Origin of the sequence: Pseudocoprococcus catus, from assembly GCF_019734885.1 — a bacterium.
GTDB classification, from domain to species: domain Bacteria; phylum Bacillota; class Clostridia; order Lachnospirales; family Lachnospiraceae; genus Coprococcus_A; species Coprococcus_A catus.
In genome coordinates this window covers 38314-63503 of sequence record NZ_JAAXCM010000049.1, presented here as the reverse complement: position 1 = coordinate 63503, position 25190 = coordinate 38314, and the positions used below count along the sequence as shown (strand labels likewise).

Here is a 25190-nt window from a genome sequence, read left to right as displayed (position 1 = left end):
AGAGCTAACCTCCAAAATGCTACGCATTTCGTCGGTGCGCTACATTTCCTGCCACAAAATCACATGCGATCTGTCTCCTTTTTCACGCATCGCTTTCAGATCGATCAGACGCTGATTCCTGCTGCCCCTGTATAAAAGTTCCAAATCACGTTCAACAATCAGAAATGGGCCATCCACCAGAACATCCACTACATCGAGTAATGCGGTCACATCCGGCTCTGTCTCTGCTCTTTTCAAAAGCTGCTCATACGTATAACCACTGTAACACATTAAATGCATGCCTGCCTTCTTTATCTGCTGACCAAGAATCGCCAGCGGCCCCGGCTGGCAGAAAGGCTCTCCGCCTGAAAAAGTTACCCCGTACAACAGTGGATTCTCCTTGATTTCTGACATGAGTTGACCAAGGGTTACACGCTTGTTCTCTTCAAAACTGTGTGTCTGCGGATTGTGGCATTTCGGACATCCATGCGGACATCCCTGCACAAATATAGTATACCGCAGGCCCGGCCCATCCACAATAGAATCATCTACAATTCCGCTGATATTGAGTGTTTCGGCTTCCCAGTTGTCCATTTTTCTTCTCCTGTTTCTATGTTGACGATAATTTTGAAACCTCCATAGTTCCCGCTACAGTTTTTTATGTCTCAAAATTATCTGTCTTTCTATACAATCTCTGATACCAGAAAAATCGGCCGCTACCGGGCAGCCGATTTTTCTTGTGTGTAGGTTATATTTTAGCCAAGTATATGTCTAGCACTATCACTTAACTAATAGTTTATATGTTCCTTAGTTCAGGCCATGTTTTACGCGGTCGTGTTCTTCTGCACGTTTTGCGTCGTTGAATCGGTCTGTTGTGCCTACAAGGTAACCTGTGATTCGACGGATTCTTTCAAATTTCACGCCTTCACCTACTACTGCACTATTTGCTGCTGCATCCGCATTCCTGAGTTCTTCTCCAGTCATGTTCAATTCCTCCTGCCATAATTTCTTCATCCGTGTACACCGGTACATTCGGATATTTCTTTCTGAGTTCCTTAAGGAAAGCCAGGCTGACCGGTTCTCCTTCTTTACGTCCGCATCGCGGACAGATATCATCTATAACGCCTGTGTATCCACACACCGGATCACGGTCTACCGGATGGTTCACGGAACCATAACCGATGCCTTGCTCCTTCATGTATCGGATCACAGATTCAAATGCCTTCAGGTTCTTACATGTGTCACCGTCCAACTCGACATAGCTGATATGTCCCGCATTGGTCAGTGCATGATAAGGTGCCTCCAGCTGAATTTTCTTATAAGCCTTAATCGGATAATAAACAGGCACATGGAATGAGTTAGTATAGTACTCTCTGTCTGTTACGCCCGGAATCTTGCCGTATTTCTTCTGATCAATCCGGACAAAACGACCGCTTAAACCTTCTGCAGGTGTTGCCAGCAATGTAAAGTTCAGGCCTGTCTTCCGGGATTCTTCATCCATACGATTGCGCATATGACCGATGATCTCAAGTCCCAGCTTCTGGGATGCTTCTGATTCACCATGATGCTTGCCTGTCAGTGCCTTCAATGTCTCTGCCAGACCAATGAATCCGACGCTCAATGTACCATGCTTCAGAACCTCTGCTACACTGTCATCCATATCCAGATGTTCTGAATCAATCCAGATACCCTGTCCCATCAGGAACGGATAGTTTCTGACAACCTTGGAACACTGAATCTTGAAACGGTGCATCAGCTGACGGATAACAAGATCTATCATATCATCCAATGACTTGAAAAACTTGTCAATGTCGCCATGGGCTTCGATACCCAGACGTGGCAGGTTAATGGATGTGAAGCTTAAATTGCCTCTGCCGCAGGTTACTTCCTTGGTCGGATCGTAGACATTGCCCATAACCCTTGTACGGCAACCCATGTAAGCAACTTCTGTATTATAATCACCCGGACGATAATACTGAAGATTAAACGGCGCATCAATAAAACTGAAGTTTGGGAACAGACGCTGCGCAGAAGTCTTTAAAGCCAACTGGAACAGGTCATAGTTCGGATCACCCGGATTGAAATTCACACCTTCCTTAACCTTGAAAATCTGAACCGGGAAAATTGGTGTCTCTCCGCCGCCAAGACCATCCTCTGTGGCTGTCAGCAGATTTCTAACCACCATTCTGGCTTCCTCCGATGTATCTGTACCGTAATTGACAGAACTAAACGGCACCTGGGCACCGGCACGGGAATTCATGGTATTCAGATTGTGGATCAGTGCTTCCATTGCCTGATGCGTCTGCTTCTCTGTCGTCTTCAATGCTTCAGCAACAGCAAAATCATGCGCCTTCTTTAAATATTCTTCTGAAATTCCCTCTGGTTTCAGATCCAGCAAAGCTCTGCCGTAAGCATCCATATTGGCAATACGCAGTTCCTCTGTAATCTCGGATTTCGCACGGGCAACAATAGCAGCTGCCTGATCATCATCAATGCCAGTCTCTAATCTCATGCTGGCTGCCAGCCATGTATAATATTCCTTGGCATACGTCTTCTTCACGCCGTCTGCCATGGCATAGTCGAAATTCGGAATGCTCTGTCCGCCATGCATCTCGTTCTGATTGGCCTGGATTGTGATACATGCCAGTGCTGCATAGCTGATAATGGACTGAGGCTCTCTCAAATGACCGTGACCGGTTGAAAAACCATTCTTAAACAGCTTGATCAGATCGATCTGACAACATGTTTCTGTCAGCATATAGAAATCCTTGTCATGAATATGGATATCACCATTGATATGGGCTGCTGCGATATCCTTCGGCAAAACATAATTATCAACGAAATACTTCGCGCCCTCTGAACCGTATTTCAGCATTGTACCCATGGCTGTATCACCATCAATATTCGCGTTCTCACGCTTGATATCTTCATCCATGGCACTGGAATAAGTCAGCTTAGAATAAATATCCATCAGATCAGATTCCGTCTGGCGGATCTTCGTATGCTCAGCACGATAGAGAATGTATGCCTTGGCAGTCTTCGCATAATCAAACCGGATCAATGTCTCCTCCACAACATCCTGTACATGCTCAACTGTAACAACCTCATCCGGATTCAGCCGACTGCACACTTTCTGTGTCAGGTAAGACAGATCTGCCGGATCCATCACCTCATCTTCAACTGCCATATTTGCTCTGCTGATAGCATTCAGAATCTTCACTGAATCAAACGCCACCATCTGGCCGTTCCTTTTTTGTATCTTCTCTATCATCCGTTTACGCTCCCTCTGTTATATATTTTAATTCCTCATATCTTCACTGTTTTCATGGGGAAAGGTCACATTTACATCTTTCATACTTTATTTTCAATTTGCTTTATGTTCGTATATATGGTATTTTCTATCTCATATGATACAATATTTAGTATTATATTGTGCTTTTGATAGAATGTCAATGCCATTGACAGCGTTTTGCAAATTCATACTTCATACTGTATACATATGTCTCTTGCTTCGTATGACATCATAAACGAACCCTTTCAAAAATTCCTCAATCTACATACATTCGCTGTAAATTACTGATGACTCAATATCTCCAGAATATCTGCAGGTTTGTCCGCAATCGCCATCGGTTTAAATGATGCCAGCAGTTCACGTTCTCTGAATCCCCAGCTCACCAGTATACAGTCCATTCCTGCATTGCGGGCTGTCGCAGCATCTACCTCAGAATCTCCGATGTATACAGCATGTTCAACGGTAGAACCCAGACGTTCCAAAGCTGTAAAAACTGTGTCCGGCGCAGGTTTCTTCCTGATCCCGGCAGCCTCATTCTCACCAATAGATACCGGAAGCAGCTCTCCGAAATAACATCTGCTGAGCTGACATACGGCGTCATGAAACTTGTTGGACACAATGGCCATCTTGAAGTGTTCTGCCTGCAGCTGCTTCAAAAGTTCAGGTATTCCGTCATAAGCACGTGTTTTCACCTCTGAATGTGCGGCATAGTAGGCTTTAAACCACTCATAGATTGCCTGAAAATCCTTTGCTTCCTTTCCTTCCGGCACTGCCCTGTCCATCAGATTCAGCACGCCGTTGCCGACAAACTGACGGACTTCATCCAATGTCCGCTCCGGTCTTCCAAAATGCTTCAGCGCTGCATTGACACCATCTGCCAGATCCTCCAATGTATTTAACAGTGTTCCATCCAGGTCAAAAATAATCGTATCATATCGTCTGCTCATTTTTACCTCCGTTGTACCGAAAAATTTCCGTAATGCCTATTATACACCTTTTTATTTTCCCTGCACAGTATTTTTTGCTCAATACTTTGCCATTTACTGGTAGAACCAGTTTGTTTCTTTTATACATATTTCTTTTCAAAATGTCGTTTTTATTGGTCATCCTTTTTCCGAATCTCTTTTCTTATCTGCTCCTTTGCCAATATGCCTCTTGATTTTTGAAAAAAACGCTGTATAGTAGTATCCATGATATAGATTAATACATTTTAATAGGAAGAAAGAGGCGATTTAAATGACTGACAGAAAACATATAGATCCTACAATTTATACCACACGTCCTACGGATGAGCGTCTCGAAAAAGAAAACCGCGTTTACGACCTTCTTGAAGAACTGAATATACCTTTTGTCCGAATTGACCATGACGCTATGAACACCATTGATGAATGTCAGGATGTTGACAGACTCCTCGGCGTTGAAATTTGCAAGAACCTTTTTCTCTGCAACTCACAGAAAACCAAGTTTTACCTTCTGATGATGCCGGGACGCAAGAAATTCATCACACGGGATTTCTGCAAGCAGATCAACTCATCCCGATTATCTTTTGCTCCGCCGGAATATATGAAAGCCTACCTTGATCTGACTCCGGGCTCTGCAAGTATTCTCGGACTGATGAATGATCACGATCATCATGTTCAGCTTGTCATGGATCAGGAAGTTGTCGATCAGCCATTGATCGGATGCCACCCATGCATCAACACCTCCAGCCTGACATTGTCTACCAATGATGTTCTGAACAAATTTCTGCCATATACAGACCATAATGTCCTGTATGTGAACCTTTAGTATGAGCAGACGCCTTCGATTAAATTGATCCCATAAAAGGACTGCCGATTCGATGATCAAAGCTTTACTGATAAATCTTTGATCATCGAATCGGCAGTCCTTTTGTATCTATCGGCTGATGCTGCACTACATCTGCTTACGCACAATCTTATACTCATCCCCCATCTGAAAATACGGGCAGTTATAGTAGGTATCCTGCATGAAATGGGCCATCTCATCCTCATCCAGATCCACTTCACAGGTATAGCACTCATAATCTTCATCATAAGTATAATTCATACATATATCGCAGCTTGAGATTCTTTTCTTTTCTATTTTCTTGTTCATCATCCGTCTCCCTCAAAAATAATATTTACATTTGTGCTATTTTGGTGTAAACTAAATCCATTAATGACTATTACTTGTTTAAAAGAAGGTTTTTCCATGTGTCTATTATACCACGCATTCAGACAACGGAATATTTTTTATCACTATATTTATTGAAGGAAGATGGATTTTATTCATCTTCCTTTTTTGTTTTATCACAGCAAAGGAGTAACACAGCATGCAAAAGAACATCTCAAAAACCCTTCACAATTTTTTGATCATTTCCCTGGGCAATCTGATTTATACTGTCGCTGTTGCCTTTTTTATTCTTCCGAATAATCTGATCACCGGCGGCACAACAGGACTGGCGCTTTTCGGTCAATATATGTTCCATATACCGATCACAGCCTTTGTCTATGTCTTCAATATTGCCATGTTCCTTCTCGGTGCCTGGGTTCTTGGAAAGGCCTTTGCCCTGACAACAATCCTCAGCACATTTGAGTATCCGTTTTTCTTAAGCATTCTGCAGCTGCTGTCCAGCCGTGTAGGCCCTCTGACAGATGACAGGATGCTTGCCACCCTTTTTGCCGGTGCAGGTATCGGTATTGGACTCGGGCTTGTTATTCAGGCCGGTGCCTCCACAGGCGGTATGGATATTCCACCCCTTGTCATTGAGAAGAAGCTCGGTTTCCCGGTTTCCGTCAGTCTGTATTTATTTGATTTCTGCATACTCATCCTGCAGATTTTCATTTCGGACAGAGAACAAGTGCTCTACGGCATCCTTCTGGTTGTTCTTTACACCGTTATCCTGGATCGCCTGCTCATCAACGGCAAACGTCAGATTCAGCTGAAGATCATCAGTCCGGAGTATCAGCAAATTAACAAAAAAATCCAGACAGATCTGGATCGCGGAACAACCCTCCTTTCTATCGAAGGCGGTTATACCGGCCGGCCAACCTATGCTGTACTGACGGTTGTCTCCCCCCGTGAACTTTTTAAACTTCAGGAGCTGATCCGCGCCATTGACCCCAACGCCTTCATTACCATCAATGAAGTCCGTGAAGTTCGCGGCCGCGGTTTCTCCCTGCAGAAGGAATATCACTAATAAACAGGACATACTTCCAGATGTTCTAAATATACAAAAGGCATTTCCCCAATGAAGAGAAATGCCTTTTTGCTATTTGACACCGGTACGTGTGCCCGCTTTGAGTGCACCTTTATCGCATCGGTTGCCCCATGAATCGATCAGCATGTCATCTCTGTATACACAGATGATCTCGCAATTATTCGGACAGCGTCCGCAGTTGATCTCTCTTGTCTTAAATACCATATCTTCAACAGAGAAATCAAAGACTTTCTTCTTATTGCCCTTTCCGGCCAAAATCGCAATACCGAGGGCACCCATGAGATGTCCGTTCTCATCCACGATGATATCGCAGCCCAGCGCCTTCTTAAAAGCCTCCACAACACCGATATTCTTGCTCACACCGCCCTGGAATACAACCGGCGAAACAATCTTCTTGCCTTTACCTACATTGTTCAGATAGTTGTTGACAACAGAACGGCAGAGACCGGCAATAATATCCTCTTTGGTATGGCCCATCTGGATCTTATGCACCAGATCCGATTCCGCAAAAACCGTACATCTTGCCGCCAACTGCGTAGGGTGTTTGGATGTCAGAGCGATCTTGCCGAAATCTTCGACTTCCACGCCCAGACGCTTTGCCTGGCTTGAAAGGAAAGAACCTGTTCCGGCTGCACACAACGTATTCATCGCATAATCCACAGCAACGCCGTTTTCCACAAGGATAATCTTGGAATCCTGTCCGCCAATCTCAAGAATCGTCCGTACATCCGGATAAAGTGTAGTTGTTCCCACTGCATGGGCCGTGATCTCATTCTTCACCATGGTTGCGCCCAGCATGGCACCTACCAGCTTTCTGGCACTGCCTGTCGTACCTGTTGCCACGATCTGATATTTCTCTTTGTCAAACTGCTTCTCCAGAAGCTCGATCAGTTTTCTCGCTGCGCCCATCGGGTCGCCTTCTGTCCAGATATATTCACTGGCCAGAATCTTGTAATTTTTATCTATAATAACACCTTTGGTCGAAATCGAACCTATATCAACACCAAGATATGCCTCTTCCATTTAGACAACCTTCTTTCTCATACTTATCATGTCGTAAAATGCTTCCACACGGGTCTCAAGTCCCGTATCACTTGTCTGTGAATCGTAAGTTAGGTATAATACCGGTATCTTATAATCCGCACTGATATTCTGAAGAATCGGCATAACGTCAATCTCCGGTGTACAGCCTGCAGATTTCACATGAACGATACCATCAAAGCCATTGACCGCATAATTCTTCGCACACCAGATATTGGCTGTGGATGTCGGTCCCATCTCATACTGACAATATTCGGCAATCTGAACGCCAAGATTCTTCTGTCCCTTATAGTGCAGATTTCGATTGGTAATATTCATCCAGCGATGCACTTCCACACCCATATCCGCCAGCTTCTGTTCAAGATCCAGATTGGAGAAAGGATCCATGATGGTAAAATATTCTCCGACGATACCCACTCTTAAAGGCTGCTCCGGCTTGTCCATCGGAATACGGTTAAATTCACGTTTTGCTTCGCGATAGCCTTCCTCCACATCCTTCTTGGACTTCGCCATATTCATCGCCAGATAAAATCTGTCCAACGCTTTCTTATAGTCACCTTTGTTGAGTTCAAAACCGCAATTTCTGTAGTATTCTGCCTCAATCTCATCGATATATTCCACCATCTTCAGACCCTCTGCAGCGGCCAGTGTAAACTTTGCCAGACTCATCTTCGGATTGATCCGGCGCAGCGCCTTCAGATAATCTCTGTTCTTGCCCGTTGTATATTCTGCCAGATTGATCATCTCAAAATTATAGCCGAGATCACGGATAATCTGTTCCTGAAGTTCGCCGTAATAACCCAGGCGGCATAATCCCATGGTCATAACCAGGGTATCTGCACCTGCTTCCAGTGCATCGATCATACTTCCTAATGTGCTTTTAAAAGGTGCACAGACATAATCCGGGCTGTATCTCGAACCAATCTCCAGTGTCCGCCTTGTCATCTTCGGCGGCATGATAAACTGCGCGTCCAGACCGCATTCCACAAAGTAGCGAACCACACTGTCGTAATTAGCTACCATTGGAAATGACACCTTCTTTTTTCCTATGTCCATTACAGTACCCCCTTCTTCAGCTTCAGGATATCCGTGAAGCTCTCAAGTCTCGTCTCCAGTCCGGCGGTACCATCCTGATTGTCCAAAACAATATTCAGAATCGGAAGTCCGGTGAACTTACGAATGATCATCTCATTCACCATAGAATCCGGTCCGCACGGAAATGCGCTGAGGAGAATCAGACCATCCACCTTGTCACGATGCATCTGGATACTGCCCATCAGTTCACGGCTCAGCTCCCACTTCAGCGTCTTTGATACCTTCGCACTCTGCTTCAGTGCTTCCTTACGATCTACAACATCTGCGCGGATCGGCGTCACTTCCATACCCTTCAGGTAATCAATAACAGGCTGTCCGATGTAAGCATCGCCTAACACATAGCTGTGGGCAACGATCAATACCTTAATACTCTGTGACTTATACAAAGCTTCCTCTTCGTGAACCTTCTTCTTCCAGTCTTCACTTTCGTTCCTCTTCGCCCTCTTATAAGCCTTCTGTGCCGTCTTCCTATCATAGCCGAGAGCTGTTCCGAGATCCACAAAAGCCTTCTCTTCATCAATCTTCTGAAGGGCATCTACATTGTAGGCAACAAACTTCTGATCCGTATTACGGAACACATTACAGACAACGTCATATAGTGATTCAAACTTCGTACACATATTCCGGTGCAGACCGAAATTGCTGATTCTCGGAACAAGAATATAATCACACTTTCCGATCAGCGACTGAATATGGCCCAGATAAATCTTAGTGGAAAGACAGGCTTCATCAATTGCCAGTGCTGAGCCCGCTTCAATCATCGCTTTATTGGTAGGCTTGCTGACAATACCCTTCATACCCAACGCTGAAAAAAATGACTTCCACAACACTTCATAACGATCATACAGCATCGCCCTTGGCAGTCCGATCACAGGTGCCTTCACACTGATGGCTGCCGTACTGTTTCTTTCCTTCATCTCTATATCCTTTCTGTGTATGCACATCTAAAATTCATTTCACTTTTTCTTTGCGTCAGCGGCCTTTTCCGCCTCCTGCACACTATATTATCATTTTAATGAAACGTAATGTCAACATACGATTTGCACCATTTGTCGCATACATTTTACTGACATTTCCCGACTGTTTTTTCTTATGATTTTTTCTTGAAAAATATCTGTTTTCATAAATTCAGAGCACAGAAAAGCTGATGCCTTATTCTCTGTGCATCAGCTTCTCTTATTGCTTATCAATACGCTTTGTATCCTATGTATAATCCCGGCAAAGTCCGTCCGATATTACTTTGCAGCGGCCGCTCTCTTCTTCAATTCATGTGGATAATAATGTTCTTTGTCAGGCATAATCACTGTACCCACGCCGATAATACTGAAAATCTCCACCAACAGCGCATGGGCCATCTTTGATCCCAGAATATGCACCCTCGGCACCCCCTGCTCAATCATCTGAAGGGCATAGGTCACTTTCTGAAGCAGTCTTCCCTCAAACTTTCCTGCTACATACATCTTGACCACCTCATCACAGGTCATCTGTGAAATAATATGGCCTTCATCATCTCTGATGCCGTCTTCTTTGCCCAGGAAAAGCACCTTCTCTGCACCGGTTGACACGGCAATTTCCTTCGCAGCCTCTTCCGGCAGAATCGGTGTGTCCTCATTGTCAATATCATTCGGCGTAATAACCGGAATATAATCATTGTCCAGTGTCATATGAATAGTCTGCAAATCGATACCGCAGATACCCACTGCCTTTACCCCGCAGAATTCAATCATCTTGGCAATACGTTTGTTCTCTCGGAATTTGTCATGTCCCATCTTGGTATCGTGAACAACAATCGGACGCATACCGATGGATTTCATCAACGCAATGTCACGCATAACTTCCTGTTCTTCCTCATCGGTCAGGATATTGCTGCATCCGAAACTGATAATAATAATCTTCTGGTTAAAATCTCTGATATATGGCAGAGAATCTACTAGAATCTGTGCCTTATCTTCTATTTCATGGTATAAATTATGATCCATTTCTTATCCTCTTTTCATGCTTACGGATTCTATGGGCGAATGTTCGCATTGATCTGCTGTGCCTCATTCTCCCTGTCCTGTCCACCAATTCATTCCGGCCGCAGAACATACATTATCATTATACCCATATTTTGTATAAAATTGCAATACAAATACATACCCCTTCCCAAAATTCTGTGGTACAATGTTACTGTTCAGCGCCGGTCATCACCGTTCTGAACTATCCTATTAAAATGATCCAGGAGGATTCCCATGAATATATATGAAGTACAACCGATTTTTAGCCATCCGACACATCCTTTTGAGCTGACCATCGATGCGCCGGGTTCCAAAAGCATTACCAACCGCGCTCTGATGCTGGCTGCCCTTGCCAATGGTGAAACGCTGCTGAAAGGCGCCCTGTTCAGTGACGATTCCAGGCACTTCCTGCAGTGTTTAAAGGATCTTGGTTTTGATGTCGTGGTTGATGAACCGGCTCATACCGTTCGCGTCACAGGTCTTGGCGGCCGCATACCGAAAGAAACAGCCGCTATCAATGTTGGAAGTGCCGGAACCGCTGCCCGTTTCCTGACAGCCATGTTGGGCTGTGCCAAAGGTATCTGGCATCTGGATGCTTCCGAACAGATGAAGAAGCGTCCCATGGCTGCCCTTTTAAACACTTTAACAGATCTGGGCTGCCGCATTGACTGCCATGAAAAGGAAGGTTATTTTCCTTTTACCATCTATTCAGAAGGTATCACCGCTTCAGAGGCCACTGTAGATATCGGCGACAGCAGTCAGTTCTTAAGTGCCCTTCTCATGGCCGCTGTGATGATGGATCATGATTTTGCCATTCATATCACCGGCAATCATGGTTTTTCCTATATTCATATGACCACCGCCATGATGCGTCAGTTTGGTGTCGAAATTTCTGTTTCTGACGATCAGACATGGCGAATCCCGGGAAATGCCGCTTATCAGTCACAGAATTATCAGATTGAACCGGATGTATCAGCTGCCGCCTATTTCTACGGCATGGCTGTCCTCTCCGGCGGCAATGTCCTTGTCCGACACGTTCACTTTGATTCCCTGCAGGGAGATATTGCACTGCTTCGCACCTTCGAGGAAATGGGCTGCAGTGCTGAGGATACACCGGAAGGTATCCGTCTGACCGGTCCTGCACAGGGCAGACTCCACGGCATCGATATCGATATGAGCAGCTTTTCCGACCAGGCTTTGACCATGGCTGCTATTGCGCCATTTGCCGACAGTCCGACTTTTATCCGCGGCATCGGCCATATCCGTCTTCAGGAAAGTGACCGCATGGCTGCGATCGTGGAAAATCTTTCCCGAATGGGTATCCATGCAGCAATTCAAGGCAATGATATCTATATTGAACCCGGCACCCCGCATGTGGCCACCATTGAAACCTATGATGACCACCGTGTGGCCATGGCCTTCTCACTAACAGGACTTCGCACACCGGGTATCATCATCAGCAACCCGCTTTGCTGCCGGAAAACATTTGAAAATTATTTTGACGTACTGGATGCGATCTGTCAAAACTATCTGAAATAATTTTTGCACACATTTATCATCCAACCAAAAAGGAAGCGACCAAAATCCGCAGATTCTGATCGCTTCCTTTTATTTACTTTGACATATTTACTTCGACATAAGACAGATTCACCATACAAAATTGATTTCAAGCCGAAAGGCAAACCATTGGCCGGTATGCCGGGCTCTAAACACTTTATTCTACTGTAACAACTTTTGCCAGGTTTCTTGGCTTATCAACATCCAGACCTCTGTCCATGGATACATAATATGCCAGCAGCTGCAGTGCTGCTGAGGCAGGGAATGCCATTGCCACATCATCCATGGCAGGAAGTGTGAACACATGTGTATAATCTGCATCTGCCAGATCAATACTATCCTTCACCAGTACCACAACACTTGCACCACGGGACTGAACCTCTCTGATGTTAGAAAGCTCCTTATCGCGGACACGTTCCTGTGTCACAAGAGCAACAACCGGTGTCTTCTCTGTAATCAGTGCAATTGTACCATGCTTTAATTCACCGGATGCATAAGCTTCTGTATGAATATAAGAAACTTCCTTCAGCTTCAATGCACCTTCAAGAAGGATAGCATAATCAAGACCGCGTCCCAGCATGAAAGCATCTTTGGCTTCCAGAAGGCCTCTGGCAATGTGATGCATCTCTTCTTTTCTGTCCAATACCTTCTGAATGGCGTCCGGAGCCTGCATCAATGCATCAACAAAGGATTTCTCCTGTTCTTCATTAAAGGCACCGCGCACAACTGCCATACGGCCGATCAATGCAAATAATGCAGCGATCTGAGTTGTATAAGCCTTTGTACTTGCAACAGCAATCTCAGGTCCTGCATAGGTGTACATAACATAATCACTTTCACGGGCGATAGAAGAACCCTTTACATTGATCACTGCAATACTCTTCGCACCCTGGCTTCTTGCATACTTCAGCGCTTCCAGTGTGTCAATGGTTTCACCGGACTGGGAAATTGCCAGAACCAGTGTCTTGTCATCAATGACAGGATCCATATACATAAACTCAGATGCGTATTCCACATCCATATGCATACGAAGGATTGAACGTACCAGAGACTGTGCAACCAGACCGGCATGCATTGCTGTACCGCATGCTACCACGCAGACACGTTCACAGTTCTTCAGAACATCATCCGGCACACCGTCTGCTTCCAGAGAAATGCGTCCATCCACATATCTAGGTGCCAGTGTTGCCTTGATTGCTTCCGGCTGTTCCATGATTTCTTTCTCCATATAGAATGGATAGTTGCCTTTGCCTGCTCTTGTTGTATCCCAGTCAATATCCAGGAATTCTGCCTCGCAAAGTTCATTCTTCATATTATAAACACGGATGTCATCTGTATGCAGTTCAACGACGTGATATTCAGGAACTACCATATAGCTTGTTGCCTGACCGCCAAGAGCAGCCACATCAGATGCCAGCATGGTACCGTCTTCACGATAAGCGGCAACGATTGGGCTGACATTACGGATAGCAAAAATCACATCCGGGATATCATCAAAAATAACCACAAGGGCAAAAGTACCTTTTAGGCATTTCACTGTCTGGAAAAGTGCTTCGTGCGGATCACCTGTATAAAAACGGTTCAATACCGCAGCAACAACTTCACTGTCTGTATCAGAAATCAGTTCATCCGCCAGGCCAAAATGATCCTTCAGCTCTTCATAATTCTCAATAATACCATTGTGAACCAATGTGACACGTCCTGCACGATGCGGATGTGCATTCACATCGCTGACACCGCCATGGGTTGCCCAACGTGTATGACCAATACCGCAAATACCATTCACCGGATTAGCCTTCCATACCTTTTCAAGGTCTGCTACTCTTCCGGCACGCTTGCGGATCTGCACCTGACCGTTTATCTCATCAACAATTGCCATACCGGCACTGTCATAACCACGATACTCCAGCAGTTCCAATGCATCCAGAATCTGCTTTGCAACACTCTGTTTACCTGTATAACCTACTATTCCACACATAATTTTTCCTCACTAATCTATATATTCATGTACTCAGCTGTTTTGCCAGCCTCATACGTCTCATAATCATCTTTGATGCTTCACTATCTGATCTCATCAGTTCCCGTTATATTGTTTTGTTTTGCAGTTGCCTGCATATTTGTCAATATATCCGCACCGGGATGTGCGAAAGGGCATCCGCCGAATCTTCGATCACCCTTCTCCTCGTTAACCGGATCACTCCGGTACATGGCGCTTAAAGAAAAAATTATGGTGAATCCATCTATTCAGTTATCAAAGTTTCTTTTGTATACTATAACAAGTCAGCTGTTTTGTCAAGTTTTCTCTTCATCTGCAGACCTGACAGTTTTCTCTTCATCTGCAGACCTGATTGCGGCGCACTTCCCTGATATTATCCTAAGCAAACATCTGCACCACCCAATAAATTGCTCCCAGTACCCAGCTGGTGACAATGCCGTACAGGATCACCGGGCCTGCAATGGTAAATATCTTGCAGCCCACACCAAAAACTTCTCCTTCAGCTTTAAATTCCAGTGCACATGCTGCCACCGAATTGGCAAAGCCTGTAATCGGCACCAGATAGCCCGCACCGGCAAATTTTGTGATGGGCCCCACCCAGTTCAGACATGTCAGGATCACACTGATCAATATTAACGACAGCGTTGTATATCCTGACACCTCATCCTTCATAAGTCCCATACTGCCGTACCAATCCGAAAACATCTGCCCGATGGCGCAAATGAAGCCTCCGCTAACAAATGCTTTCAGCATATTTAAAAGGCAGTTATGTTTCGGTGTTACCTGTTTCACGTAATCATTATATCGTTTATCCCGCCTCTTCCTGGCAGCCTGTTTTTCATCTTCCATCCGTTTTTCACCTTTTGTTTGTTTTTCATTTTTTGTCTGCTTTTCACTTTCCATCTGTTTCATTCACACCTTTCTTCTGATCAATCAGTATCCCGCCTCCATATTCTTCAATCTATACCTGCTTCTATTTTATACTGGCATTTATGTCAATATAAAATACCACATCCAGGCCCCCAGTGTTTTGCCGACGGCCATCCAGAAAATGACGACACCGATGCCCTGACGGATACCGATTCTTTTGAAAAACACCGGCAACGCATCCAGCACCTCTGCAATCGCTCCGATCAGACACCCGATAAATATCCCGACCAAAAGGCCTGCTGCACCTGCCAGAAACATCCCTGCCGGTATTTTTACTGCTGTATCTGTCAGCCAGACTGCATTACCAAGCGCACCACCCAGCACAAACATCCATTCATACCATCCGCCATAGGCCGTCGTGTGAGTGATCGTCATTAACCGATGGGGAATTCCCGTAATTACAAGGAAGGTAAATAATCCCGCCGCCACTGCGATTCCGCCCGACATACCGATCCCCCATAAAATCAATGCCTTCATTTTCTCTGTTCCTCCATTAAAACTTTTTCTGCAGCCTTCTAAATACATCGTTATTTCGAAAATGATGTATTAGTCAAGATCCGCCAGGATTTCCTGCGCAATTTTTCTTTCATTGAACGGCAAATAGTCTCCTTTGATCTCCTGATACTGTTCATGGCCCTTTCCCGCCAGGATCAAAATATCTCCCGGCCGTCCCTGTGCCAGCATAAACCGCATGGCTTCTTTACGATCAACCATCATTTGATATTGTCCCTTTGTTTCCTTCATTCCCTCCTCAATTGTCTGCATAATCCGCTCCGGTTCCTCATATCTTGGATTATCCGATGTAATCACTGTAAAGTCTGCATATTTTCCTGCCACACGGCCCATCTCTCTGCGCCTTGCTGCTGATCTGCCTCCGCCGCATCCGAAAAGAACCCACAGTTGTCTAGGATGATACCGGCGCATCGTCTCCAGTATATTTTTCAGACTCATGGCATTATGGGCATAATCGATCAGAAGCAGATATCCCCTGTCATTGTCAATAACTTCCACCCTTCCGGGAACACTGATTGTCTTCAGTGCTTTTCGGATAATCTCCTGATCAATACCATAGTGTCTGCATACGGTGATTGCCGCCACTGCATTATAAACAGAAAACTCCCCCGGTGCTGATACTGCATATTCTTCCCCATTGACTTTAAAAAATGTACCCAATTGTCCGTTACGGTTGACTAACATTATATCTGAAGCCTGAACATCCGCTTTTTGCCTACAGCTATAGGTACAAACCTGACATGAGGCATCTTTAAATATTTCCCTATAATAGGGATCATCTATGTTGCCGATCCCAAAGCAGCACTTTTGAAACAGTAGACTTTTATAATGCGCATATTCCGCCATATCTTTATGTTCTTTCGGGCCGATATGATCTCTTCCAAGATTCGTAAAAACCCCCATATCAAATAAAATGCCATCCGAGCGGTGAAGTTTTAATCCTTGAGAAGAGACTTCCATCACTGCAAAACGGCATCCGCTGTCTGCCATTTTTCTCAGATAACGCTGAACATCAATCGCCTCCGGTGTTGTCCGCTCCGCCCGTTTTTTCTCTTCACCAATCTCATAATCTATTGTGCCCAGAAGGCCCGTTTTATACCCGGCGGCTTCCAGAATATCCCGGATCATAAACGTTGTGGATGTTTTTCCCTTTGTGCCGGTAATCCCGATCACTTTTAATTCCTTTGACGGATAACGATAAAAAGCAGCTGCCGCCCAGGCTGCTGCTTCTCGCGTATTTTGCACAGATACAATCGTCATTTGCTCAGGCAGCTTCAGTTTCCCATATGCGGATGTCTTTTTCTCAGGCTGCTTCAGATTTCCATGCATGGATGCCGACTTCTTCCAGAAAGCCTCTTCAACCAGGCATGCTGCTGCTCCTCTCTCTGCTGCTTCTTGAATATATTGATGGCCATCCTGCTCCATACCCTTAATGCAGATGAACAGGCTGTTATTTGTTACCTCTTTCGAACACATTGCAATGGATGCTATATCAGTATCCCAGCTGCCCTGACACAATACTGCCGGAATCCCTTCAAACAATGCTTTCAAAATCATGACATAACTCCAAAAATGGGGTTATACTATATTATGTTTCAGGATGATGTTTGACTCACTTCCAATGTAAGTGTATATTTCCATATTTATACATTTTTTTATGCATTTCATGTCCTATAGGCTTTATTCCATTAAATTGACAGACCAGTTGACCCGTGTTATAGTGCAGTAAACTTAAGAAATGTCTGATATCTCATTCGATCACAGACATTGATTTATTGGAGGCAATCATGTTTGAATTATACGGCTGTCCGACCCACTACGGCGTCGGTGCAAAGGGATTAATCAAAAGTATCGACTATTTAACAGAAAATTTTAAAAATCTTCAAATGAATAAAGTTCCAGAAATCACGTGTAAGGGACCTTTCCGTGCCAATCTGAAGAATCTCGAAAGTGTATGCGCTACCTGCGAAGGCATTGCCAAGCAAGGTTACCATATTCTAACATCTGGGCATCGCCCTCTGATGATTGCCGGAGATCACAGTGCCGCCATGGGTTCTGTATCCGCTACATCCGTTTATACCAAAGGCGAAACCGGGCTGATCTGGATTGATGCGCACCCGGATATCAACACTGACAAGACAACGGTTACCGGCAATATTCACGGAATGCCGGTGGCTGCACTCCTGGGACTTGGTGAACCTTCCCTGACACATTTTCTGGATGACAGCATCAAGTTAAAATCAGGCAACATTGTTATGCTTGGCCTGCGTGACATTGATCCGCCGGAAGCAGAAATTCTCAAAGAACACCATATTCGTTATTATAAATGGGATTATATTATGGAACACGGTCTTCAGAACTGTCTGAACGAAAGTATTGACTATCTCAGCCACTGCCCGGCTGTTCATGTCAGCTTCGATATTGATTCCATGGATCCGAAACTGATGCCTGGCGTCTCCGTTCCCGTTCCGGAAGGTTTCAATGAAGACGACGTCTTCCTGATGATGGATGAGCTGCTGACACGGCTGCCGGTTCAGGCGATGGATATCGTTGAATTTAATCATGAACTGGACAAGGATGATATTACGGCTGGATTTGTATCCAGACTGGTGGAACATGTGCAGGGATTGTAAAATCTATTGAATCTTTTTGATACAGTAAAGGGGCGTATCACAATGATACGCCCCTTTGTTCATCTCACAAATGCCTCTTCCTGCTGGATCTTTTTAATCTCGTACAAAACATCTTCACTTTTCATGTAAAGACTGCCTGCCGGAATGGATAGATTCCTTCCATTGTTATTAAATAAATCATTCTTTACACCTTACTCCTTGAATTCAGAATTTCTTCCAACGTTCTCGGCGTATAATTCATATAATCCCGCATACATCCAACGTTATAGGCTCTTAATTCTTCCGCTTCATAGACATGCCGGCAGTCATTCGCCCTCATCTCGGACAGACACTTCTGATAAAACCTGTCTTCCTCACTCTCATGGGTATGCCCATACAGGAGAATTCTTCCTCGTCCCATGTTCCTCCAACTGAAAATCGGATAATGGCTCAAAACCAGACTATAATGCTCCTTACCAATCGTGTCATGCATTTCTTTATAATCGCAGATTTCATGAAACAACTGCTGATAACGGTAATCAGAAACGTCATCATGATTCCCCTTGATCAACACTTTACGCCCTTTTAACTGAGCCACGAATGCAATCAGCTCTTCCTTTTTGCCGCGCATGCTCACATCACCTAAAATATATACCATATCCCCATTGGTCACACGGTCATTCCAGTTCTTTAAAATCGTATCATGCATTTCCTGCAATGACGCAAATGGCCGAGGATCAAAGGCAATGGCGTTTTCATGAAATAAATGTAAATCACTGATATAATACTTCATTGCCTGTCACTCCTCTCTCAAAATCTCATCTGTTCTTAATTTTAGTCAATCGTCTATAAAATCGCAGACATCAACTGCGATTCCGCTATGTTCTCAAACAATTCCTTTGCCCCGGCACCGCCGCTTTTGATCCCATAAATATCATAGGTAACTTCCCGGTCCATCATTTTTGTTCCATAAGCATGTACTTGCTTAATTGTACCATATCCATCGACTTCCATGCCATTGATCTTCGTTGAAAAAATAACCGCCTCATCTTTTCGATATTCCGGCCTTCCCTGTTTCTGAAGCGTTTCTTTCAATCCAAGCAGCTTAATCGCATCGTAAAGCATTTCTGCATCCACATAAACCCGATTATCATGATAATGTCAAAAATACCATCGCTCATACTGCAGGTTTGCCGCAAGTGTTTCCAGCCATCTTTCTGTTGATAAGTCTATCGATTTGGGGTCTGATAAAGTATATAATGATTTTTCAGGCCTATACACCAGCGGACATGTATGAGACAACACATAATCTACTTTCCAACGGCTTTCTACTATTTGCTGCTCCGTATAATTTTTGATTGATTCATTCGGCTGTTCATCTTCAAACCACGGCAGACCGGTCATCATTCGATAGGCCTTATCCGGACTGCCGGCACCACCAATAACCAATACCTTTTTGCCTGAAAATTCATAGATTTCACCGTCTTTCGCAAAGATCAGATTCGGATATTCCGGCTCAAAATAAACGGTGCCATTTTTCCATTTCTTCTTCCTGTAAGAAGAAATGGAAGAAGGTCTTTCCTCATGATTACCATATACACAAAAAACTGTAATCGGAAGCCCTGCCAAATACTTTTTTCTCTCCGTATCCCGATGATCCATACAGTAATTAATTCCCGCATCACCAAGAATAATCATACAATCTTCGATTGTTGTCTGCATCCGTCTGCAAAACACTTCAACCTTTTGAAAATCACCGTGACAATCCCCTGTTATATACTCAGCCAATTTTACCTGCTTTCTGATAGCCTGACTGCTAATCTATCTGATATTTGTCTATTTCTCATCTTTCAAAGTATTTCGCTTTTTCTTTCTTCCAGCCTTAAAATTATAGATTGGCCGAATAATCTGATCGACACACACAGTCTCCCCAATTACTTCAAGTATGTCATCCATACACCGATAAGCAAATGGTGCTTCATCAAGTGTCCCCTCATCGATACAGGTAGAATAAATCCCCTGCATTGCTTTTTTAAACTGCGACACCGTAAAATGCTCCTTCACAGCTGAACGCTTATAAAGCCGTCCCGCTCCATGGGGTGCCGACTGATTCCATGCATCATTTCCCAGTCCTGTTCCAAGAATGATCCCTGCCTGCATATTCACCGGAATAATCACCTTTTCTCCTGCTTTTGCTGAAATAGCACCTTTTCGAATGATTGGTGTACCGGTAAATGTTGTGTCTGCTGACTCCACATAGTTATGAATACAGCTGTAAGTGTCCTGAACCTTCCACTTCATTCCTTTTATAACCTCTGCCAATATCGCCTGTCTGTTAATATCCGCATACTTCTGTACAATCTGCAAATCTTCAAGATATTCCTGCATCAGCTGTCCTTCAAGATATGTTGTCTCATGAGGAACTGAACAACCTTTTTCCTTCAGTACTTTCTCACCCTGATTGATATAAAAATTCGTCACCTCAATCCCAAGATGCCTGCTTCCGGAATGAATCACAAGATAAAAATCTCCATCTTCTCCCTGATCCACCTCTATAAAATGATTGCCGCCGCCCAGCGTACCAATCGACCGATATGCTTTGTCTGCCTGTATATTTTTATAGCAATGCATTTCTGAAAGATCTATTTCATCAGCCATGCGAAGTGCATCGTCTCTTATAGCAAATCCCGCCGGAACCTTCTCCCTTATCACCGTATCCAGTTTCTGAAAATCCTTAATTCGTCCTTTTACCCGTGCTAATGTCATCCCGCAGCCGATATCAATCCCGACCACATTCGGCATGATCGCTTTGCCGACAGTCTGAGTATATCCAATTGTCCCAACGATTCCCGCATGCACATCCGGCATCACGGCGATCTGACATCCTTCATTTATCGGCTGATCACAGAGTGCCTGAATCTGTGATGCAGCATAATCTTCAATCACTGTCTCAACATTTTTAGTTGTATAAACCTGCGCTGTTGTATATTTTCCTTTGATTAACATCATACACCTCATACATAAAATTCTTCTTTTGTTTCCAGGCATAAACACCCTAAACGACCACTTTTAAAACCACATCCGCAGTCAATCATATATACTTTTTCCTTTTCGTGTAGGCGACACATGCTCATGATAACACATCTTATGGTCATAAGATGCAATTGGATTGTTATAAACCAATACTGATTTCTCCCAATCCGTCAATTCAATTTGACGATCCTCCATAAATTTTCTATAGTCTCTTGATGGCACGACTATCGGAGAAATTCTCCTTCCATTGATATCACCTTCTAAATAACTATAATATTTTAAAACTTCAAAATACGCCTTATACCGTTCTAACTTCATAAAAAATGATATTCCCATATGAAGACCCTGGCCCCTTTCATAAGGTGATTTCAGACTATAAGTCATTCCATCATCATGTAGCATCATATGATAGGATTCAACATATAAATTCATCTTTTCAAAACGCTATTTCCCGCATCAAAATTTAATATTTTTCCATCTACACGTTGCGACAAACTGTTTATTCAAATCGATATATAATAGTTGCACCACCGGTGAGTTTTGAGTACAATTAAAGGAGAATCTATTAATGTCGCAGGAAAATATCTATTACAACCGTAAATACAAGGACAGCCTTTTCCGATTTATTTTCAATGATAAGAACGCTGCACTTTCGCTTTATAATGCCATCAACGACAGTAATTATCATGAGACTGATGCCATGGAATTCTATACCATGAACGATTTCCTGTATATGGGAATGAAAAATGATTTATCATTCCTGCTTGACTGGAATCTGAACATGTTTGAGCATCAGAGTTCTTATAATCCGAATATGCCGCTTCGCGGTTTGATTTACACCAGTGCTGCATTAAAGAAATTTATTGAAAAGAATCGTCTGGATATGTATTCCAGTAAGTTATTGACCATTCCAGTCCCACGCTATTATGTCTTTTATAACGGATTAAAAAAGCCGCAGATGAAGTAATCCTTAAATTGACTGACAGCATGGCCGGAACAAACGCTTCTAAAGTTTCATCCGCAGAATTTACTGCTCATATGATTAATATCAATGCCGGACACAGCGCCAAAATCATGAACCGCTGCCCACTGCTCCATCAGTATTCATTATTTGTGGCCGCGCTTCGCCAAAAGATTTCTGACGGACTTTCACTGGGTGACGCAATAGAAGAAACAATTACTGAATGCATTGAAAAGGACATACTCGCCGATATTTTACGTGAACACAGGGCGGAGGTTACCGATATGTTATTCAAAGAATATGATAGTGCCGCACACATTGCTTCCGAGAAAGAGATTAGTTATGAAGAAGGGTTTGAAAATGGTTTACGCCAAGCAGAACAAGATATTACTAAAGAAAAGGAACGTGCTGACAAACTTCTCACTTCCCTAATTCTTTCCTATCATGCACAAAACAAATCACCAGAAGAAATTGCTGCTCTCTGTGAGCAATCCATAGATTTTGTACTGGATGTCCTGAAAAAACATAATCTATAATTTCTCAAAGTCAAATATAAGTTTATAAAACTGTTGTAAAACGCTTACATTTCCAAGCAGGCCATCACATTTCCACATGTGATGGCCTGCTTGAATATCCACTCAAATTTCCAGCTTCTATCATTTTCAACTAACAGTTCAATGTTTTTTCCATTCATCCATGCTATACTCTGTAATCAAAGAGCACGCAACAATTAGATTTAACCAGCCAGAAGACTGTTCCTTAACTGGCCCCCGGAGGAAAATACCATGAGCAAATACAGAGAAACACCATGCAAATTTTATATCTGCCGCGGCGAATGTTCAAAGGGTCGTGCTGCCGAGCACAAGACTTACTGTCAGCACTGCAGCAAATATTATCCAAGAGCCAAAGTCCGCCATATTAACCAGAAGAAACGCTATAATGAACAACAGCGCAGTCAAATCACTGCCTGAAACAACACCAGAAAGAGGATTCTATGAATTTACCAATTACTGTCACACAGGATGACATGCTGGAAATATTGCTCAATGTTGCTCCAAGCAGACCTGTATTTATCTGGGGTGCACCGGGTATCGGAAAATCTGCACTTGTGGAACAATTTGCAGCTGAAATCGGCTTGCCCTGTGTATCGCTTCTCGGCAGTCAGCTAGCACCGGAAGATATTATCGGTATTCCGCAGATCAAAGGTGAAACTTCCGAATTTCTTCCTCCGAAAATGATTGCTCGCAAAGAGCCTTATGTCTTATTTCTTGATGAACTCAATGCCTGTTCCCAGGAAGTTCAGAAAGCTTTCTATTCTCTTATTCACGAAAGAAGAATCGGCGAATATCACCTCCCGGAAGGCAGCATTGTCGTTGGTGCCGGAAACCGAATTCAGGACTCTGCCATTGTCAAAACCATGTCTTCTGCCCTGATCAACCGAATGTTCCACGTTCAGATGAAGGCTGATGCAAGACAGTGGATCAAGTGGGCACAGCGCAGTCAGCTTCACCCATGGGTCATTGATTACATTATCCAGCGGCCTGACCATCTTTTTTCCGAAGCACCCAAAACAGAAGAGCCTTTCTCTACACCAAGATCATGGCATATGCTGAGTGATGCCCTGACAGAATACGGTGCCGGTAAAAGAGAACTTTCAAGCCGCGTACTGAAAATGCTTGTCTATGGCTGTCTTACCCCTTCCCATGCCGGCGGACACGACGCCTCAAAAAAGAAAGACACCGTAATTTCCAAAGCCTCTGAATGGTTCTTATCTCACTATCCGCTTCTTGGCGGCCTGGCCTCATCTTTTAAGATTATTGAAGACATTGATTTATGCCGCAGATATGAGATACACATTGCTGCTGTAGATGCAGTACACGGAGAAATATATACCAATCCGTCATGTTGTCTGACACTTGAGGAATGGAAATTCGTCCTCGCCCATGAATATCTGCATGCCGGACTCTGCCACCATGAACGATGCCAGGGTCGGGATCACTATCTTTGGAATATTGCCTGCGATTATGTCATTAATGATTGGCTCCTTGCCATGCATATCGGCAGCATGCCGGAGGAAGATCTGCTGTACGATGAAAGCCTGCACAATATGTCAGCAGAAGCCATTTATGACCTTATTGTCAAAAAAATACGGAAATTTAAAAAGCATGCCACTTTCAGAGGATACGGAAAAGGCGATCTGTTTGGCGATCAGAGTCCCCGATTTGAAGGCCTGCACAAAGGCATCAGTCTGGATGAATTTTTCAAGAACGCGCTGCGTGAAGGACTTGACTATCACACCACCCACAGCAGAGGCTATCTACCGGCCGGACTTATTGAAGAGATCCGCGCCCTTTCCATGCCGCCTATTCCCTGGGAAGTGCAGCTGGGCAGATGGTTTGATGAGCAATTCCCGCCTCTGGAAAAGCATCGCACCTATGTAAGACCAAGCAGACGCCAGGGTTCCACACCGAATATACCAAGGCCAAGCTATATGCTTCATGAAAAAGAGCTGAAAAGCCGAACTTTTGGCGTTGTTATCGACACCTCCGGCTCCATGTGTTCTGCACAGATTGGCTTAGCATTGGGTGCCGCTGCCAGCTACGCTGCTGCCAAGGACGTCCCCTTTGTCCGGATAATCTTCTGTGATGCCGAGGCCACCGATGCCGGATACATGGCCCCGGAAGATATCGCAGGCAGAGTAGAAATCACCGGCAGAGGCGGCACAATCCTTCAGCCCGGAATTGATGCTTTGGAAAAAGCCAAAGACTTCCCACCTTCCGGCCCGATTCTTGTAATCACAGACGGCTATATCGAAGATAATCTAAAAATCCGACGGAAACATGCCTTTCTCATTCCCAATGGCAATCGACTGCCTTTCCGGCCAAAAGGCAAGGTATTTTATATGGAGAATAAAGAAAAACAGGCCGCCCAGTCAGCACTTCGCTGACCGGACGGCCTGTCTTA

At 44.1% G+C, this 25190-nt stretch carries 26 protein-coding genes; 8 read left to right on the top strand and 18 right to left on the bottom strand.

The window, feature by feature from the left end:
• Positions 1 to 39: 39 nt before the first annotated feature.
• From nrdG to HED67_RS14235, 4 genes are all read right to left on the bottom strand, one after another.
• Positions 40 to 573 carry an anaerobic ribonucleoside-triphosphate reductase activating protein gene (gene nrdG, locus HED67_RS14250; protein WP_221718716.1) on the bottom strand — a complete coding sequence of 178 codons (534 nt, stop codon included), beginning with the start codon at positions 571 to 573 and terminating at the stop codon, positions 40 to 42.
• A 213-nt stretch (positions 574 to 786) separates the two neighbouring features.
• Complete coding sequence (nrdD, locus tag HED67_RS14245; protein ID WP_015513769.1) at positions 787 to 963, bottom strand: anaerobic ribonucleoside-triphosphate reductase; 177 nt, start codon at positions 961 to 963, stop codon at positions 787 to 789.
• Positions 920 to 3250, bottom strand: coding sequence for an anaerobic ribonucleoside triphosphate reductase (locus tag HED67_RS14240; protein ID WP_221718715.1), 2331 nt, complete (start codon positions 3248 to 3250; stop codon positions 920 to 922). The genes nrdD and HED67_RS14240 overlap by 44 nt, the downstream gene beginning before the upstream one ends.
• 302 nt (positions 3251 to 3552) lie before the next feature.
• Positions 3553 to 4218 carry an HAD family hydrolase gene (locus HED67_RS14235; RefSeq protein WP_221718714.1) on the bottom strand — a complete coding sequence of 222 codons (666 nt, stop codon included), beginning with the start codon at positions 4216 to 4218 and terminating at the stop codon, positions 3553 to 3555.
• Positions 4219 to 4507: 289 nt separating this feature from the next.
• Between HED67_RS14235 and HED67_RS14230 the strand changes: the two genes are divergently transcribed.
• Positions 4508 to 5059, top strand: a complete 552-nt coding sequence (locus HED67_RS14230) for a prolyl-tRNA synthetase associated domain-containing protein (protein ID WP_178441398.1) — start codon at positions 4508 to 4510, stop codon at positions 5057 to 5059.
• A 126-nt stretch (positions 5060 to 5185) separates the two neighbouring features.
• Here the strand turns inward: HED67_RS14230 and HED67_RS14225 are convergent, their stop codons facing one another.
• Positions 5186 to 5386 carry a DUF6472 family protein gene (locus tag HED67_RS14225; RefSeq protein ID WP_221718713.1) on the bottom strand — a complete coding sequence of 67 codons (201 nt, stop codon included), beginning with the start codon at positions 5384 to 5386 and terminating at the stop codon, positions 5186 to 5188.
• A 217-nt stretch (positions 5387 to 5603) separates the two neighbouring features.
• Here HED67_RS14225 and HED67_RS14220 point away from each other — a divergent pair, with 217 nt between their 5' ends.
• Entirely contained in the window at positions 5604 to 6470 is an 867-nt protein-coding gene (locus HED67_RS14220; protein WP_221718712.1) for a YitT family protein, read from the top strand.
• 72 nt (positions 6471 to 6542) lie between these two features.
• Here the strand turns inward: HED67_RS14220 and HED67_RS14215 are convergent, their stop codons facing one another.
• From HED67_RS14215 to HED67_RS14200, 4 genes are all read right to left on the bottom strand, one after another.
• Positions 6543 to 7514 carry an acyl-CoA dehydratase activase gene (locus tag HED67_RS14215; RefSeq protein ID WP_015513775.1) on the bottom strand — a complete coding sequence of 324 codons (972 nt, stop codon included), beginning with the start codon at positions 7512 to 7514 and terminating at the stop codon, positions 6543 to 6545.
• Complete coding sequence (locus tag HED67_RS14210) at positions 7515 to 8588, bottom strand: 2-hydroxyacyl-CoA dehydratase (RefSeq protein ID WP_221718711.1); 1074 nt, start codon at positions 8586 to 8588, stop codon at positions 7515 to 7517.
• Positions 8588 to 9544 (bottom strand): acyl-CoA dehydratase activase-related protein, encoded by a 957-nt coding sequence (locus tag HED67_RS14205; RefSeq protein ID WP_178441401.1) that lies wholly within the window; start codon positions 9542 to 9544, stop codon positions 8588 to 8590. Before HED67_RS14205 ends, HED67_RS14210 begins: the two co-directional genes overlap by 1 nt.
• A gap of 318 nt (positions 9545 to 9862) precedes the next feature.
• A complete protein-coding gene (locus HED67_RS14200; protein ID WP_015513778.1) occupies positions 9863 to 10606 on the bottom strand; it encodes an amino acid kinase family protein in 744 nt (247 codons plus the stop codon).
• A gap of 252 nt (positions 10607 to 10858) precedes the next feature.
• On the opposite strand from HED67_RS14200, the gene aroA reads away from it, so the two are divergent.
• Positions 10859 to 12163, top strand: a complete 1305-nt coding sequence (gene aroA, locus HED67_RS14195) for a 3-phosphoshikimate 1-carboxyvinyltransferase (protein ID WP_221718710.1) — start codon at positions 10859 to 10861, stop codon at positions 12161 to 12163.
• Positions 12164 to 12338: 175 nt separating this feature from the next.
• Here aroA and glmS read toward each other — a convergent pair whose 3' ends face one another.
• The 4 genes from glmS to HED67_RS14175 form a co-directional block, all read right to left on the bottom strand.
• Complete coding sequence (gene glmS / locus HED67_RS14190; RefSeq protein WP_221718709.1) at positions 12339 to 14159, bottom strand: glutamine--fructose-6-phosphate transaminase (isomerizing); 1821 nt, start codon at positions 14157 to 14159, stop codon at positions 12339 to 12341.
• A 396-nt stretch (positions 14160 to 14555) separates the two neighbouring features.
• Positions 14556 to 15026: a SpoVA/SpoVAEb family sporulation membrane protein gene (locus HED67_RS14185; protein WP_221718732.1), complete on the bottom strand. Its 471-nt coding sequence runs from the start codon at positions 15024 to 15026 to the stop codon at positions 14556 to 14558.
• Positions 15027 to 15167: 141 nt separating this feature from the next.
• On the bottom strand, positions 15168 to 15584 hold the full coding sequence (locus HED67_RS14180) for a stage V sporulation protein AB (RefSeq protein ID WP_015513782.1): 417 nt from the start codon (positions 15582 to 15584) through the stop codon (positions 15168 to 15170).
• 69 nt (positions 15585 to 15653) lie between these two features.
• Positions 15654 to 17177, bottom strand: a complete 1524-nt coding sequence (locus HED67_RS14175; RefSeq protein WP_221718708.1) for a UDP-N-acetylmuramoyl-L-alanyl-D-glutamate--2,6-diaminopimelate ligase — start codon at positions 17175 to 17177, stop codon at positions 15654 to 15656.
• A 230-nt stretch (positions 17178 to 17407) separates the two neighbouring features.
• Between HED67_RS14175 and HED67_RS14170 the strand changes: the two genes are divergently transcribed.
• Positions 17408 to 18253: an arginase gene (locus tag HED67_RS14170; protein ID WP_221718707.1), complete on the top strand. Its 846-nt coding sequence runs from the start codon at positions 17408 to 17410 to the stop codon at positions 18251 to 18253.
• Between the two features lie 184 nt (positions 18254 to 18437).
• Here the strand turns inward: HED67_RS14170 and HED67_RS14165 are convergent, their stop codons facing one another.
• From HED67_RS14165 to HED67_RS14145, 5 genes are all read right to left on the bottom strand, one after another.
• Entirely contained in the window at positions 18438 to 19025 is a 588-nt protein-coding gene (locus HED67_RS14165; RefSeq protein ID WP_117540856.1) for a metallophosphoesterase, read from the bottom strand.
• A 53-nt stretch (positions 19026 to 19078) separates the two neighbouring features.
• The gene (locus tag HED67_RS14160; protein ID WP_221718706.1) at positions 19079 to 19357 is read right to left on the bottom strand and encodes a hypothetical protein; all 279 of its coding nucleotides are present in this window, start codon (positions 19355 to 19357) and stop codon (positions 19079 to 19081) included.
• Positions 19358 to 19393: 36 nt separating this feature from the next.
• Positions 19394 to 20020 carry a metallophosphoesterase gene (locus HED67_RS14155; RefSeq protein WP_221718705.1) on the bottom strand — a complete coding sequence of 209 codons (627 nt, stop codon included), beginning with the start codon at positions 20018 to 20020 and terminating at the stop codon, positions 19394 to 19396.
• A 48-nt stretch (positions 20021 to 20068) separates the two neighbouring features.
• Positions 20069 to 21241: an RtcB family protein gene (locus HED67_RS14150; RefSeq protein WP_221718704.1), complete on the bottom strand. Its 1173-nt coding sequence runs from the start codon at positions 21239 to 21241 to the stop codon at positions 20069 to 20071.
• A 78-nt stretch (positions 21242 to 21319) separates the two neighbouring features.
• Positions 21320 to 21583 (bottom strand): hypothetical protein, encoded by a 264-nt coding sequence (locus HED67_RS14145; RefSeq protein ID WP_221718703.1) that lies wholly within the window; start codon positions 21581 to 21583, stop codon positions 21320 to 21322.
• A 250-nt stretch (positions 21584 to 21833) separates the two neighbouring features.
• On the opposite strand from HED67_RS14145, the gene HED67_RS14140 reads away from it, so the two are divergent.
• The 4 genes from HED67_RS14140 (at position 21834) to HED67_RS17135 (ending at position 25173) form a co-directional block, all read left to right on the top strand.
• Positions 21834 to 22232, top strand: a complete 399-nt coding sequence (locus tag HED67_RS14140) for a hypothetical protein (protein WP_221718702.1) — start codon at positions 21834 to 21836, stop codon at positions 22230 to 22232.
• Between the two features lie 8 nt (positions 22233 to 22240).
• Positions 22241 to 22762, top strand: coding sequence for a FliH/SctL family protein (locus tag HED67_RS14135; protein ID WP_221718701.1), 522 nt, complete (start codon positions 22241 to 22243; stop codon positions 22760 to 22762).
• A gap of 249 nt (positions 22763 to 23011) precedes the next feature.
• On the top strand, positions 23012 to 23197 hold the full coding sequence (locus HED67_RS14130; protein WP_178440552.1) for a hypothetical protein: 186 nt from the start codon (positions 23012 to 23014) through the stop codon (positions 23195 to 23197).
• Between the two features lie 23 nt (positions 23198 to 23220).
• Complete coding sequence (locus HED67_RS17135) at positions 23221 to 25173, top strand: DUF2201 family putative metallopeptidase (RefSeq protein ID WP_246612246.1); 1953 nt, start codon at positions 23221 to 23223, stop codon at positions 25171 to 25173.
• Positions 25174 to 25190: the final 17 nt, after the last annotated feature.